Source organism: Glaciihabitans sp. UYNi722 (assembly GCF_040549465.1).
Classification (GTDB): domain Bacteria; phylum Actinomycetota; class Actinomycetes; order Actinomycetales; family Microbacteriaceae; genus Lacisediminihabitans.
On record NZ_JBEPTL010000010.1, the window covers coordinates 26,484 to 41,681 of the forward strand.

The following is a 15,198-nucleotide window of genomic DNA, read 5'->3' on the forward strand; positions in this document are numbered from 1 at the left end:
ACCTCACACGTCGCCCAGACTCTTCCTCCGAAGACCGGTGAAGATGGCGACGTTGTTGGTTCCCTTGGCGCTTTCGATGCCATGCCGCACCATGACGCGGGCGAATTCGCGAGGGCTCAATTGCGGCCCACCCTGCGATATTCGCCAAATGTCGTAGACGCCTCTGACGCCTTTCTGGGTCTCGCGATTAGCACCGTGGTCGCTGTCCAGGGTGTAGAACTCGGATAGGAAGTGTCCGATATCGTCGTTGTCTTCGCGATACTCATCCGTCGCCGTCATCACCGTGGCCGGCTCATCTAGGCTGCTCCCCCGCCGTAAGTAGTCCTCCCAGCCTTCGATTGCCCACAGCAGAATTCCATCGGCTTCACGTTCAAGGTCTTCCGAGAGGTGCTTGTCTTGCTTGTCCTCGGCAATGGTCACGCCGAAGGTGGCAACGCGAATGCGTGCCCAAACAGCCGAGTCGTCGCCACTCACCTTCGGAAGGAAGTTGGAGACCATCACAGCCATGTGGGACGGATCGAACTCGATGTAGTCCCGGTGCATCCGTCGCGCTCGAATCCGATCACCACCGGTCAGCCGCTTGAGCGTTGCTGAGTTCAATCGGCGTCCACGTTCGGTTTCCGAGACGACCACCCAGCGGCGTCCGAGCAGATCCATTTGGCCGGTTGGGTGTGCGCCCTCCTTATGCATGAACAGCTCTGGTTCCGCCGAGATGGCGTAGTCGCCCAGCGCGTGGCTGATTGCCCCGTAGAAGGTTCCCTTTCCGTTGCGACCGTCGCCGAGCAAGATGAGCAGCTTGTGCTCCTGCACCTTTCCCAACAGCGAAACGCCTACGTACCTCTGGAGGAACGACCTCACTTCTGGATCGGGCAGCACCTGTTCCAAGAAAGCTAGCCAGCGCGGCGCAATCGCTTCACGGCTCAGCTCGCCATTCACGAGATGGGTGCAGAGTTCGCCCGGCTCGTGATCGTGCATTTTCATGCTGCGCAGATCGAAGGTGCCGTTTAGCGCGTTCAGGAGGTACGGATCACGATCCAAATCGTTCGCGGTGCGAGCGAAGATCGGCAGCCGAGACGCTTGCTTGAGGACACCATCAGTACCGCCGGACGACTGTGCCGAGCGGACATCAGCCATGAGATTAGCGTCGCCCATCGACTCGGACCACGCCTTCTTCAGCACAGCGAACAGAGCCTGCTGAACCTCGCCACGCTCCGATTCTTGCCACCGCCTCCCGTCCCAGAAGTACCACCCAATCCCTGAAACGAAGAGGAACTCCGAGCCGCACGCCTTGGCGAAGCGATAGGCGATCCGAAGGTGGGAGCGGAACACCCGGTCCGGGTCGTCCTCTAGATCAGCAAGAGTGATGTTCGGTTGGTCCAGGTTGTCGTCGCTCATGGCGCTCCCCCAAAGTTACGGAGCAGCGTGTTCTCTGCGTCCACTTGATGCTGAACGAACTCGCGAGCGCGGTCGATCTTGAACTTGGCTTCGCGCCACGTGAACTGGTGCGATCCCTGCTGTGTGGCCTTCCACGCGTCAGCGATGATCGCCTCAACCAGTCGAGGATCGTTCCAATGTTTTCGCCACAGAGAACAGGCGAGCCGATAGCAGGTATTGTCGCGCTCCCCCGGTTCACCGAGACCATGATCGAGATAATGCGACACCGGCTTGAGGTCTTCTAGATGACCCATTGAGCCACCACGCGTCCCTCCACCCGACGACCAGGCGATTCTCCACTGGCGAATTGACTGCACCAAAACCTCTGGCGCGAAGGGGATGTCTTCCAGAGACCCGCGAAGCAGCGTGTAGACCCTCTCGGCACCGTTGACCTCTCGGACGCTGCCCGGTGCTGCGACCTGTCGCCCACCATCAGCGATCACGTCCAAGTGAGGAATCCAAGGCAGTTTTGACGGAAGTGTGCCCTCATACCGGAAGTACAAGTGCGCGCCACTGGCTGTCTGAACTAGAGGAAGGTTGCTGAGGTCGATGTCGAGGACTTCCTCAACGTCGATCAGTGAGCCGAACCCGCCAGCGTCACCCTCCGGTGCATTCTTTGTGTCGAGGTCGAGCACCCCAACGCCGTCGCCGGTGAGAACACCCCAGTTGCAGCCGGGGATTTCATGGCTCCACTTGTCCCAATCGTTTGGGTCGGAACTGGCGCGATGCTGCCACTCGCGAACGGCCGGGCGGTTTGTTCCACGGCTCAGCGGGAGGTACCGGAGCGGCCCATGTTTGAGGTCAGCCTTCGTCACTGTCATCGACCTCCAGCGCATCGAGGAAGGCGATCACTCGGTCAACGACAGTCCGATCGAATGCGAGTTCGGCAGCGGACTGGTTCGCGGCAGACATCACTCGCTCGACTCTTTGGGGTGGCGAGCGAAGTACATCGCCATACCGCGCGGCGGCGGCCAGTTGTCGAAGTACTCAAGTAGCTCTTCGTCGAAGAGAACTTGGTAGGGCAACGTGCCGAACAGTCGCTGCAACGCCCAGCACTCGTCCGGCGACGGATAGGTGCCGCCTTTGCAGAGGTTGGCAACTCGATTCGTGGTGATGCCGAGTGCGTTTGCAACATCTTGATACGAGAGGTCGCGGTAATGCATCTCCCTGGCGAGCTGTTGCCGCCGACGTGGAAGGCCCATGATGATCAATCCGCGCTCGCGTAGACATTTGGCTGAGTGCCAGTTTGTCTACGGCTGGTGCGAGCGCTTGAACGCGATCAGTCGGCTAGGGTCCACACCTTTTGAGCGGTGCTATTCGAGCGGGATGCAGAACCAAGCGGGCCTCGAATAATTCAATAATAATCGCCGCTATCGCACGATTGCAAACCTCTACAAGCATTGACATCTAAGGCGCTTGCGTCGCCGGTCGATATTCGATTCGACCTCGCAACGCGCGAGCCTCAGTGTCGCTCAGGACACCTACTGAGGGTCAGTCGTTGTCTTTGTTGGATTGATCGCGGATATACGCATCAGCTCGGCGGCGTTGGCTGAACGTCCGGCACAGGCAGTCACGCATCGCGTGCGGCGAGTTCGGACAGCCTGGCGAAGTGGCGACGTGGTTGACGTTGCCGCTACTGATCGTGCGTATCCGCCAAGTGGTGAGGTCGTGGTCGTCACTCATGAGATTCTGCGCTCTTCGGTCGGCGGGAAATACTGATCCGTCGTAACCGATCGCCTAGTCACGCTCGGCGGCGCGAGCGGCTCCGGTGCTTCGTATGGCAACGGATCTGGTGAGAACTCTGACTTGGGCAGCTTGTCTTTCATGGGACTCCTATCGGTCGCGTTTCGGCGGGTGTGACGATCCGCGAATGGTTGCCTTGTCGTTAGGGCCAAAGGGCGGGACGATCCGAGGAATGCCAAGACGTTCGAGCCGGTCTCGGTCGTCTTCCACGACCTCTGCGTCTTCGATGTCTTCCATCGAAACGGTGTAATCGGGCGCGGATTCCATCGCTGCGCGCATATCGTCTGGAAGGTCGCGGATCACGACGACATTGGTCTGCTTGAAGAGGGTTGGCATCATCGCCTCCCACGGTCGAACCTCGTGCTCGACATACACGCCGGGGCCGAAGCCGGAACGATCAAGCATCATCTGCACGGCCCGCAGTCGGTCGCTGTCGGAGGTTCCCGGCTTGAGCATGATTTCTCGGAGTTGATGCAGTCCCGGCTCAACCATGCGGTCCATCAGCTCGCGGGCTTTTTTCTTGACGTGACCCGCAGACCCACCATGAGTGGTGCAAACGGTGCCGCCGTTGATAGCCGGTTTCTTACAGCGGTCGCCGGATCGCGTCGAATGAGCAACGCACCGATTCTTGAGGTCTTGCGGACTCAGCAACCCCAGCTTGTCGGAGCCTCCATGCACAGCGCACATATCCGATCCGTTGACCGCCCACCGACTACAGGGTTCGCCGAGACTTGGCGACTTCGGGTTGACGATCACACCGGCGCATTGACGTTTCGCGGACACGATCAGTCCTCCGGAAGACCGAGCTGAGCTTTTGCTCCGAGCTCCAAGTAATACTCGGCGCACTTGTCGCAAAAGTCGAGCTGGATCACGCATGCCCCGTAGGCGATCCAGAACGGCAATGAATTGGGCGTCTTTTCGTCGCAAGCATGGCAATAGCGAATCGGCGCGTCGTTGCTGATTGGGTCACTGCCAGCGCGTTCGTACTCGACTGATCCATCCGTATGAAAGAAAGGGCGAAGTCGAATAACGGGGATAGGCCCAGTCGTTGCCTCGACGTTGCGGTCACGAGACGCATAGCCAATGCGAAGCACTTCACGAATCTCATCGATGTCTCGGAGAAATTTGTTCTCACGGGGAGCGACTAGCCGCGCCCTGACTACCTCAGCCCACTCAGCGTCGAACTGGTCGGCCAAGGGACTGGCTTGCGCATCGAGTCGGGCGTGATGTTCGACGCTGAGCCGGGCGAGTTCTTCTGGGGTCCTGGTTTCGTGAAATGTCATGCTGCGGCCTTCTGTCTGGCCCTCAGAGCTTGAAAGGGGCGCCGCCGCGAGGGCCGCAGGCGACGACGCCCCGGTGTGAACGCCGGGAAAGGGGAAGAAAACCGGCGCTCGATGTGAGTGCCCAACTCATGAGAATCGACCGATTCAAGACCGGAGAAGGGCACAGCTTGTTACGGCCAGATCGGATTGACGAACCCGCCCGAGGCCTTGATCTGCATCACGGCAGCCGCCCCGCGATTGCGAACACCAACACCAAGTCCACGCTCGTAGATGCTGCCGATCAGCGGGTAGTTCGCACTCGCCTGGACGCCGGGGATCAGTCGCAATCCCTGGCTCTCCGGGCGCGGGTGCTGCCGGAACGCGAGCGGGTTGCGCGGGCTGTTGGCCCCAGCCGTGCCGACAGCCAGAAGGTATCCGCTCGGCACATACGGGCTTTCGAAGATCCAGGCGTCGCCGTAGCTTCCGATGATCGGCAGGCCGTTGAACGACGCCGGTGCACGATCCCCGACGATCAACTTATCTGTGAGGTACGCGGGCGCAGTCACAGACGGGATGAAGTCGAAGGGGTTGATCAGCGGGTTCAGCGGATCGCGGCGCAAACCCCGGATCGTCTCGCCCTGCGCGGAGTTGACCATGATGACGATTCGCTCGTTCTGAGCCGGGAGACCGTGGCCGTGATGCTGGATGGTCTCGATCAAGTCGCGAAGGTCTCCACCGTCAACGGTCGCAGCACCCGATACGAGATAGTGGCTGTGGTTGGCACCGACGCTGCGCCCCGCGAATGTCGGCGGATTGTCGTCAGGCTGGCCAGAGTACAGCGAGTAGATCTGCACGCCGTTTTCGTTCACCTCGCGAAGACCAGCAGTCGATGGCGCGGTCAACGCCGAAAGGGTCATGCGAAAGAGCAACCGATTGTCGGCTGCGATTGCGGAGATGTGCTGAGCGGCCACCTGCTCGGCAGTGGCATCGCGAAGGAACTTGCGAGTGAAACGCGTCGAAGAATCCCACCATTCGAGCGGGAAGCCGACGAGGTAACCTTCCGGCGTCGCTCGGCCTGCGAGCGGCTGGCCAAATTCGGATGCCTTCTCGAACTCCCAGCCGGTGCCGTCCAGTGCGAGAGTGTCGGACGGTGCGGTGGTGTCGTAAGTGAAAAGACTAGCGATGAGATTTCGTGCGTCGTTCGAGAGCGACAGCGCGTCGTTGAATTCACTCCACAGAGTGTTCAAGTTCACGCCATCAGCCGTCTGAGTGAGCACGTCAGCGCCCACGTTGAAGCCACGGTCGGCTCCAGTAATGTCGCGGAACAAGATGTTCACAGCAACTCCTTACGGTCAGTGAATGGAATGCGTGACCGCGGGTCGACGCTAGAGATTCCTGACTTGAACGAGGAGAACTAGAACGCTCTACAACTCATCCTCAACAGAGGTGCGGTTGCCACTGGCAATTGCCGTTTTGTTGTTGAAATTTGATTAGATCACATCCGGGCACCCAATGCACCATAGGGCGCAAGAAGTGCACATTCTATCAACGCTGCAGTACTGCCCGACCTGCCAGACCGGCGGCAAGCCGCTGGCCGACAGAGTGCTGTCGCGGCTGCTCAAATAGCGGAGTTAATTAGTCGTCGTCGTCGTCGATGATGCGCGGCTTGACGTAGGGGTCCTCGTCACCGGCGTACTGCGCCGACTTCTTGAGGCTGTCGGTCTCGGCGTCGCGGGTGTGCGCTTCGGCGAGCAGAGCCTCGATGTGTTTCGCGTTCTCGGGGATGGCATCCGCGATGAATTCGAGCGACGGTGTGAGGCGCGCCGTGATGTTCTTGCCGACCTCACTACGGAGCATGCCGGTCGCCGACTTGAGGGCTACCGCGGAATCCAGGCGCTCCTCGTCGCTGCCGTACACGGTGTAGAAGATCGAGGCGTGCTGCAGGTCGCCTGTCACCTTGACGTCAGTGATCGTCACGAATCCCAGGCGCGGGTCTTTAAGCCCGCGCTCGAGAGTCTTGGCCACAATCACTTTGATGCGGTCCGCCATCTTGGCGGCGCGTGCCGGATCAGCCATGTTTATTCAGCCCTTCTCACCGTGTGGTACTAACCGAGTCGTCGGATGTCGGTGTCCGGCTAAGGAAGCTTGCAGAGCCTGCGTAGCTCCGCTTCCGCGCCGGGCACCGACATCCGTCGACGTCCCGAGGGTTAGACCCGCGGCTTCTCCTTGAGTTCGATCGTCTCGATCTCATCACCGATCTGGATGTCGTTGAACTTGCCGAGTCCGATACCGGCCTCGAAGTCCGTGCGGACCTCGGTGACGTCATCCTTGAATCGGCGCAGCGATTCGATCGCCAGGTTGTCCCCGACCACGACACCGTCGCGGATGACCCGCGCCTTAGCATTCCTGGTGATGATTCCGGAGCGAACGATAACACCCGCGATGTTTCCGACCTTGGAGGAACGGAAGATCTCGCGCACTTCGGCGACACCGGACTGCACCTCTTCGAACTCGGGCTTGAGCATTCCCTTGAGGGAGTTTTCAACATCCTCGAGCGCCGCGTAAATCACCGAATAGAAGCGAACGTCGACACCCTCGCGAGCGGAGCGCTCGCGAGCCTTCGTGTCGGGACGCACGTTGAATCCGATGATGATCGCGTTGTCGATGGTTGCGAGGTTGACGTCGCTCTCGGTGATCGCACCCACACCGCGGTGGATGATGCGCAACTGCACGCTGTCGTCCACCTCGATTTTGAGCAGCGACTCCTCCAGCGCCTCGACGGCACCGGAAACGTCACCCTTGATGATGAGGTTGAGCGATTCGACCTTGCCGTCTTCGAGGGCCTTGGTGAAGTCCTCGAGACTGATGCGCTTGCGACTGCGAGCCAGCAGGGCGTTACGCTCGGCTGCTTCGCGCTTCTCGGCGATCTGGCGTGCCGTGCGGTCGTCGTCGGTGACCAGGAAGGTGTCACCGGCGCGGGGAACGGAGGTCAGTCCGAGCACCGAGACCGGGCGAGCGGGTGTCGCGAGCGCCACCGAACCGCCGTTCTCGTCGAACATCGCGCGGACACGGCCGTAAGCCGTTCCGGCGACGATCGCATCTCCGACCTCGAGGGTTCCCGACTGGATGAGCACTGTCGCAACGGCGCCGCGTCCCTTGTCGAGCTTCGCCTCGATGGCGACACCGCGTGCGTCCTTGTTGGGGTTCGCGCGCATATCGAGTCCGGCATCCGCTGTGAGCAGCACCGCGTCGAGAAGCTCGGGGATGCCGACCTTGTTGAGCGCCGACACATCAATGAACATGGTGTCTCCACCGTATTCTTCGGCGACCAGACCGAACTCGGTGAGCTGCTGGCGCACCTTGGCGGGGTTGGCCCCCTCCTTGTCGATCTTGTTGATCGCGACCACGATCGGCACGTTCGCCGCCTGGGCGTGGTTCAACGCCTCGATCGTCTGGGGCATGATGCCGTCATCCGCCGCGACCACAAGAATCGCGATGTCGGTGACCTGCGCACCACGGGCACGCATGGCAGTGAACGCCTCGTGACCTGGTGTGTCGATGAAGGTGATGGCGCGTTCCTGGCCCTCGTGCTCTGTGACGACCTGGTAGGCACCGATGTGCTGGGTGATTCCACCCGCTTCACCGGCGACGACGTTGGCGTTGCGGATCGCATCGAGCAGGCGCGTCTTACCGTGGTCGACGTGGCCCATGACGGTGACGACGGGGGGCCTGGCGACCAGGTCTTCGTCGGTTTCGTCTTCGAGCTCCTGGTCGAGGTCGAGGTCGAAGCCGGCGAGCAGCTCGCGGTCCTCGTCCTCAGGGGAGACCATCTCGATCTTGAATCCGAGCTCGTCGCCCAGGATGTCGAAGGTCGCCTCGTCCAGCGACTCGGTCGCCGTGGCCATCTGCCCCAGGTGGAACAGAACGGTCACGAGGTTTCCGGGGCTGGTGTCGATCTTGTCGGCGAAGTCCGTGATGGATGCGCCGCGACGCAGACGAATGATCGACTTGCCGTCACCGCGAGGGACGCTGACGCCACCGAGCGACGGTGCTTCGCGCAGTTCGAATTCTGCCCTCTTCGTCCTCTTGGACTTGCGAGCCTTGCTCTTACCGCCACCGCGACCGAAGGCGCCGGCGGTGCCGCCGCCGGGTCCACGACCACGGCCGCCACCGCCCGCTGGACGGTTCGGGCCGAAGTTGGATCCCGGAACTCCCGCTGGAGCGCCACCGGGACGGAAACCGCCACCGGCACCGGCCGGACGACCGGGGCCGCCTGGACGGAATCCACCGCCGGCACCGGCAGGGCGCTGGCCGAAGCCGCCCGGACGCTGCTGGCCCTGGCCTGGCCCGCCGGGGCGCGGCGCGCCAGGACGAGGCGCAGACGGGCGTGGGATGCCGGTCGGCGAAGCAGCCGGGCGGGTGTTCATACCCTGGGTGCTCGCGTAGGGGTTGTTGCCGGGGCGCGGAGCTCCTGGACGCTGCATCCCCTGGGTGCTCGCGAACGGGTTATTACCCGGACGTGCGGCTCCTGGACGCGGGATACCCGAGCCTTCGCTCGGTGCCGCGGCTGGTGCTGCTGGCGCGGCCGGAGCTGGCACCTCAGGTGCTGCGGCAACCGGCGCTTCCGGCGCGGCGGGCGCTGGTGCGGCCGGGGCTTCAGCGATCGGCGCCGGGCGCGGCGGAGCAGCGGGAGCAGCGGCCTTTTCAGGCGCTTTGATCCCGTCGGCTTCGAGCGCGGCCCGGAGCTTGCGCGCTACCGGTGGTTCGATGCTTGAGGAAGGTCCCTTGACGAATTCGCCCATTTCCTTGAGCTTCTCAAGGGCCTTCTTACTGTCTATGCCGAGTTCTGCGGCGATCTCGTGCACGCGTGGTTTTGCCACTGTTCTCCTTCTCGGGCCAACTCCCGATGAGGAGAAGGCCGTTAGTTACGGACGGGACTCATTTCGAGCCGCTCATTAGTTGTCACTCATTAGTTGGTCACTATGCCGTTCAGCCTGTTCTTCAGGACACCTGGTTGGAGGTGCCGACTGGTGGTGGTGTTTTCGATTGTCTGAGTTGTTCCGCATCGAGCACGCCGTCGACCCGAAGCGCACGGCCAAAAGCCCTGCGTTTGATCGAGTTTTCGACGCATTCGAGGGTGGGATGCACCCAACCGCCTCGGCCTGGAAGAGTTGCGGAGTGATCCGCTACCACTTCGCCGTTTCGCGCAACAACCCTCAGAAGAGAGGATCGATCAGCGCGGCGTCGGCAGCCGAGACAGGTTCTTACGGGTTCCATCTTATCCCCTTGCTCAACGCCCCGTGGCGCGGTGACATTCCCGAGCGGCAGCATGCAGCACGTAGCACGCAGCAACCGAACCGCCAACGCTGACGCGTCGTCGATCCGGCGCGCGAATCGACAACCAGCCGCCAACTCAGTCGTCAGACTCCAGTATCGAATCCGGCTGGATGTCGATTCGCGCGCCCGTCAGCTTCGCAGCGAGCCGGGCGTTCTGGCCCTCCTTGCCGATGGCGAGGGAGAGTTGGTAGTCGGGCACGAGGGCACGGACCGCCTTCGTCGCCGCGTCGATCACGTACGACGAGGTGACCTTGGCCGGCGAGAGGGCGTTGGCTACGAAAGTTGCCAGGTCTTCGTTGTAGTCGACGATGTCGATCTTCTCGTTGTTGAGTTCAGCTGTCACAGAACGCACACGCTGGCCTAGTTCACCGATGCAGGCACCCTTGGCGTTCACACCCGGCTCGTTGGCTTTGACCGCGATCTTGGTTCGGTGTCCGGCCTCACGAGCCAGCGACACGATCTCGACGACACCGCTCGCGATCTCCGGCACCTCGAGGGCGAAGAGCTTGCGAACGAGGGATGGATGCGTGCGTGACACAGTGATCTGCGGACCCTTGAGCCCCTTGCTCACGCTCGTCACGTAGACGCGGATGCGCGACCCGTGCGCATAGTCCTCGCCCGGCACCTGCTCTTCCGGAGGCAGGATCGCTTCGATGGTGCCAAGATCGACGTGAATCATCCGCGGGTTGGGTCCCTGTTGGATGACGCCGGCGACGATGTCGCCCTCGCGACCCTTGAACTCGCCGAGTACCTTGTCATCACCGATGTCGCGCAGGCGCTGGTTGATGACCTGTTTCGCGGCGAAAGCTCCAATGCGGCCGAAGTCGTCGGGGATGTCTTCCGCCTCGCCGATCACCTCGCCATCGTCGTTGAGTTCTGGCACGTAGATGTGCACCCGACCGCTCTTGCGATCGAGTTCGACCCGAGCAACCTCGTTGCCGTCCTTGCTCTCCGGCGTGGACGTGTGCTTGAGGTACGCGGTCAGGATCGCCTGCTCGATGATCACGACCAGTTCTTCGAAGGGAATTTCACGTTCGCGCTCCATGAGCCGCAGCACGCTCAGATCAATCTCCACCGAGTGCCTCCACTATTCAACTAGTCCGTCGTGCACGAAGACGCGCGCCCGAAGTATCCCTCTAAGTTAGCAGGCCGCAGAAGTCCGCCGACCTGCTCCTTGCTCCCCCGCCCGGCTCGCGAATCGTGAAATCTGGCGCATCCGCAGCGCGACACGCGCCAATTTCGACGACTCGCGGTCACCAGCCCTGTCGTTCGCGATCCTTCAGAATGGTGTGCACTCGTTCGAGAAATGCATCGGGATACTCGAACAGATCCGCAGCAGTGACACGGATCACGCGATACGACGCGGCCTCGAACAGTTCCCGGCGCAGGATGTCCCTGCGGAATTGGCGCTTGCTCGTCCTGTGCCCGTCGCCCTCATACTCGAGCACCACATGCCAGCGCTCGAGATGCAGATCCGGGTGCAGAGTGATGCCCCCACCGTCGACCAACACTGGGTCGTTGACCAGAGGTTCCGGGAGTCCGGATCCCGCCAGCAGCAGGCGAAGCAGCGACTCGGGACGCGAGTCGACACCACTCCGCAACCGCGGCACTGCCCAGGCCAGCACTTTTGCTCCGCGACGACCGCGATGACGGATGACCGCCTGCTCGAGTTGCTGCACCGAGCACGGTGCCGGCCCTCTCGAGCCGCCAGGCAGACGTGGACCCGTGATCAGGAAGTCGCCGACCGCGACGAGATCTTCTCGACTCAACTGAGACGCCAGATGGCACCAGGTATCCGCCGCCGACACTACCGGAAGGCCGTTCACCATGTCGACACTGACGTCGTCGGCAGTGAGCGCATGCCCGCTTACTCCCGCGCGACGCGGCGGAGTTCCGGATCCACGCGTCGAAAGGTGAAGCGGCAGCAGGGGCATCCGATCCGGCATCGGCATTCCGTACAACGCGGCCGCAGTGCTGTGGCTGAAGTAGTGCCCTGCGCTCAGGAGCGGCTCGTACGCGCGGCACATGCCGGTGATGGTCAGCAGGTCGAGGTCAATCGCGCTCATCGAGTGGAAAGGGTGCTGGACATCCGCATTACGAAGCCGCCCGCGCCCCAGGCCATGCTCCGCTCGGTCACTGGTGCGGAAAGCTGTTCCGCGAAGAGCGGCAGGTATCTCTACTCGTTTGGGCATCACACGACTGTGCGTGAATGCGCGCCAGCCCGCTGGGGTTCTCCACAGCCGCCAGCCGTCGAGTTTCGGTCTGGCCAGCCCCGAATCTCAGCCCGTCAGTCGTCGAAAATGGCGCTATTCGGCCACAGGAGGAGCCATTTTCGACGACTCACGTGATAGCTGCATGATCGATGCGCGATCGCCTGCATCCGCGTGAACAGTTAGGCCAGTGCAGCGATCGCCTGGGTGATTTCGCCGATCGCCACGGGCGTGCGCTCGTTGCTGCGACGATCCCAGAGCTCGACATTGCCGTCTACCACTCCCTTGCCGACGATCACGATCACGGGAACCCCGATGAGCTCGGCATCGCCGAACTTGACGCCGGGGGAAACCTTCGGCCGATCGTCGAACAGCACGTCGTTGCCTGCAGCTTCCAGTTCGGTCACCAGAGCTTCGGCAGCAGCGTGCACCTCGGCCTCCTTGGTTGCGGCGATCACGTGCACGTCGAAGGGACTCACATTCCTCGGCCAGATCAACCCGCGGGCGTCGTTGTTCGCTTCGGCGATGACCCCGAGCACCCGCGTGACACCGATGCCGTAGGAACCCATCGTCACGGTCACCAGCTTGCCGTTCTCGTCGAGCACCTTCAGCCCGAGCTGGTCGGCGAAGAACCGTCCGAGCTGGAAGACGTGCCCGATCTCCATGCCGCGTGCCAGCTCGACCGGTCCTGAGCCGTCGGGCGCTGGGTCGCCAGCCAGCACTTCGGCCACCTCGACCGTGCCATCCGACGGGAAGTCGCGACCGGCAACGAGGCCGAAGACGTGCTTGCCATGCTCGTTCGCACCGGTGATCCATCCGGACCCCTCCGATACGCGGGGATCGAGCAGGTACCGGATGCCCGTGCTCGACTCTTCGCCGAGAACCGCACCCGCGGCAGACCACGGCCCGATGTATCCCTTGACGAGGCCTGGATGCTTCAGGAAGTCCGCGTCGTTCGCTGCCTCGACCTCGTTAGGGGCGAAGGCGACCTCCGCACGCTTCAGGTCGACGCCACGATCGCCAGGAAGCCCGACGATCACGAGTTCGCGTGCACCGTCCACCGCCGTGACCGCGAGGACGATGTTCTTGAGCGTGTCTGCGGCGGTCCAGGCGCGACCGTCCGGGCGCGGATGCTTCTCGTTCGCCAGGTCGACCAGCGTCTGGATGGTTGGGGTGTTCGGGGTGTCGAGCACCTCGGCGGCCGTGAGCTTCTCCCAGGAGCGGGGCTCCGGCGCGGCGGTGCGAAAGGCCTCGACATTGGCGGCGTATCCGCCCGCGCTCCGGACGAAGGTGTCTTCCCCGACCGGGGTCGGGTGCAGGAATTCTTCGCTGCGCGCCCCACCCATTAGACCGCTGTCCGCCGCGACGATCACATAGTCGAGACCCAGACGGGTGAAGATGCGCTCGTAGGCGTCGCGCTGCTTCTGGTACGAGGCATCCAGCCCTGCGTCGGTGTAGTCGAAGGAGTAGGCGTCTTTCATCGTGAATTCACGACCGCGCAGGAGCCCAGCCCGCGGTCGAGCCTCATCGCGGTACTTGTCCTGGATCTGGTAGATCGACAGCGGCAGGTCTTTGTAGCTCGAGTAGAGATCCTTCACCAGGAGGGTGAAAACCTCTTCGTGCGTGGGGGCGAGCAGGTAATCGGCGCCCTTGCGATCCTTCAGCCGAAAGATGCCGTCACCGTACCTGGTCCAACGGCCGGTCGTCTCATAGGGCTCGCGGGGCAGCATCGCGGGAAAGTGCACCTCCTGCGCCCCGGCATCGGCCATCTCGTCGCGGATGATCGCCTCGATCTTGCGACGTACCTTCAGGCCGAGCGGCAGCCAGGCGAAAACACCGGGAGCCTGCCGACGGATGTAGCCAGCACGCACGAGAAGCCGATGACTTGCCACCTCCGCATCGGAGGGGTCTTCGCGGAGGGTGCGGACGAAAAGCTGTGAAAGACGTGTGGACACCATGCAACTTTAGCCGGAGGGCAAACCCTCTCCCCGCCGGCACCGAATCAAAACAGGCGGTTGGACCCTGACCCGAGCAGGGTCCAACCGCCACCGACTGGCTACCGCGTGACGACCTCGGGAGAACCGACCGCTCCAGGCGGCATCTCGGCAGCGATACGGTTCGCCTCTTCGATGAGGGTGGCGACGATCTCCGACTCCGGCACCGTCTTGATGACCTCACCCTTGACGAAGATCTGACCACGGCCATTACCGCTCGCCACGCCGAGATCGGCCTCACGGGCCTCCCCCGGTCCGTTCACGACGCAACCCATGACTGCGACCCGCAGCGGCACCGTCATCTTCTCGAGGCCGGCTGTGACGTCGTTGGCGAGTTGGTAGACATCCACCTGGGCGCGCCCGCAACTCGGGCAGGAGACGATCTCGAGCTTGCGCTCACGCAGGCCGAGAGACTGAAGTATCTGCAGGCCGACCTTCACCTCCTGCACCGGAGGTGCGGAGAGCGAGACCCGGATCGTGTCCCCGATGCCCTCGGAGAGCAGGATGCCGAAGGCCGTCGCCGACTTGATGGTGCCCTGGAACTCCGGACCGGCCTCGGTCACACCGAGGTGCAGCGGCCAGTCGCCACGCTCGGCCAGCAGGCGGTAGGCCTTGACCATTGTGACCGGGTCGTTGTGCTTCACGGAGATCTTGAAGTCGTGGAAGTCATGCTCCTCGAAGAGGCTGGCCTCCCAGACGGCGCTTTCGACGAGGGCCTCGGGGGTCGCCTTGCCGTACTTCTGCAGGATGCTTGGTTCTAGCGAACCGGCATTGACACCGATACGGATGCTGACGCCGGCATCCTTCGCCGCCTTGGCGATGGCACCAACCTGGTCATCGAACTTGCGGATGTTGCCGGGGTTCACGCGCACCGCGCCGACACCGGCGTCGATGGCCGCGAACACGTAGCGCGGCTGAAAGTGGATGTCGGCGATGATCGGCAGCTGGCTCTTGGCCGCGATGATTGCGAGGACATCGGCGTCGTCCTGGTGCGGCACCGCGACGCGCACGATGTCACATCCGGTGGCGGTTAGCTCCGCGATCTGCTGGAGGGTCGCGTTGATGTTCGTGGTCTGCGTCGTAGTCATCGACTGCACGCTCACCTGAGACTCGCTGCCGACACCGACTTTGCCGACCGTGATCTGTCGAGTCTTGCGTCGTGGGGCGAGTATTTCGGGGGCTTTGGGCATACCCAGATTGATTGCTGGCACCCTGCGA

General features: G+C 62.6%; 13 protein-coding genes. All 13 read right to left on the bottom strand.

Features of this window, described 5'->3' with window-relative positions:
* Positions 1-3 precede the first annotated feature (3 nt).
* On the bottom strand, positions 4-1,395 hold the full coding sequence (locus tag ABIB56_RS09160) for a DNA primase family protein (RefSeq protein ID WP_354568898.1): 1,392 nt from the start codon (positions 1,393-1,395) through the stop codon (positions 4-6).
* A complete protein-coding gene (locus ABIB56_RS09165) occupies positions 1,392-2,255 on the bottom strand; it encodes a bifunctional DNA primase/polymerase (protein WP_354568899.1) in 864 nt (287 codons plus the stop codon). The genes ABIB56_RS09160 and ABIB56_RS09165 overlap by 4 nt, the downstream gene beginning before the upstream one ends.
* Positions 2,256-2,345: 90 nt before the next feature.
* On the bottom strand, positions 2,346-2,636 hold the full coding sequence (locus tag ABIB56_RS09170) for a helix-turn-helix transcriptional regulator (RefSeq protein ID WP_354568900.1): 291 nt from the start codon (positions 2,634-2,636) through the stop codon (positions 2,346-2,348).
* A gap of 631 nt (positions 2,637-3,267) precedes the next feature.
* Positions 3,268-3,933 (bottom strand): hypothetical protein, encoded by a 666-nt coding sequence (locus ABIB56_RS09175; RefSeq protein WP_354568901.1) that lies wholly within the window; start codon positions 3,931-3,933, stop codon positions 3,268-3,270.
* A 29-nt stretch (positions 3,934-3,962) separates the two neighbouring features.
* The gene (locus ABIB56_RS09180) at positions 3,963-4,460 is read right to left on the bottom strand and encodes a hypothetical protein (protein WP_354568902.1); all 498 of its coding nucleotides are present in this window, start codon (positions 4,458-4,460) and stop codon (positions 3,963-3,965) included.
* 170 nt (positions 4,461-4,630) lie between these two features.
* A complete protein-coding gene (locus tag ABIB56_RS09185) occupies positions 4,631-5,776 on the bottom strand; it encodes a hypothetical protein (RefSeq protein WP_354568903.1) in 1,146 nt (381 codons plus the stop codon).
* Between the two features lie 298 nt (positions 5,777-6,074).
* Positions 6,075-6,515: a 30S ribosome-binding factor RbfA gene (gene rbfA / locus ABIB56_RS09190; RefSeq protein WP_354568904.1), complete on the bottom strand. Its 441-nt coding sequence runs from the start codon at positions 6,513-6,515 to the stop codon at positions 6,075-6,077.
* 131 nt (positions 6,516-6,646) lie between these two features.
* Entirely contained in the window at positions 6,647-9,319 is a 2,673-nt protein-coding gene (gene infB, locus ABIB56_RS09195) for a translation initiation factor IF-2 (RefSeq protein WP_354568905.1), read from the bottom strand.
* Positions 9,320-9,440: 121 nt separating this feature from the next.
* Positions 9,441-9,770 carry a YlxR family protein gene (locus ABIB56_RS09200; RefSeq protein WP_354568906.1) on the bottom strand — a complete coding sequence of 110 codons (330 nt, stop codon included), beginning with the start codon at positions 9,768-9,770 and terminating at the stop codon, positions 9,441-9,443.
* Between the two features lie 82 nt (positions 9,771-9,852).
* The gene (gene nusA / locus ABIB56_RS09205; RefSeq protein WP_354568907.1) at positions 9,853-10,851 is read right to left on the bottom strand and encodes a transcription termination factor NusA; all 999 of its coding nucleotides are present in this window, start codon (positions 10,849-10,851) and stop codon (positions 9,853-9,855) included.
* Between the two features lie 178 nt (positions 10,852-11,029).
* Entirely contained in the window at positions 11,030-11,968 is a 939-nt protein-coding gene (locus ABIB56_RS09210) for a putative endonuclease domain-containing protein (protein WP_354568908.1), read from the bottom strand.
* A gap of 200 nt (positions 11,969-12,168) precedes the next feature.
* Entirely contained in the window at positions 12,169-13,941 is a 1,773-nt protein-coding gene (locus ABIB56_RS09215; protein WP_354568909.1) for a proline--tRNA ligase, read from the bottom strand.
* Between the two features lie 101 nt (positions 13,942-14,042).
* The gene (gene ispG / locus ABIB56_RS09220; protein WP_354568910.1) at positions 14,043-15,191 is read right to left on the bottom strand and encodes a flavodoxin-dependent (E)-4-hydroxy-3-methylbut-2-enyl-diphosphate synthase; all 1,149 of its coding nucleotides are present in this window, start codon (positions 15,189-15,191) and stop codon (positions 14,043-14,045) included.
* Positions 15,192-15,198: the final 7 nt, after the last annotated feature.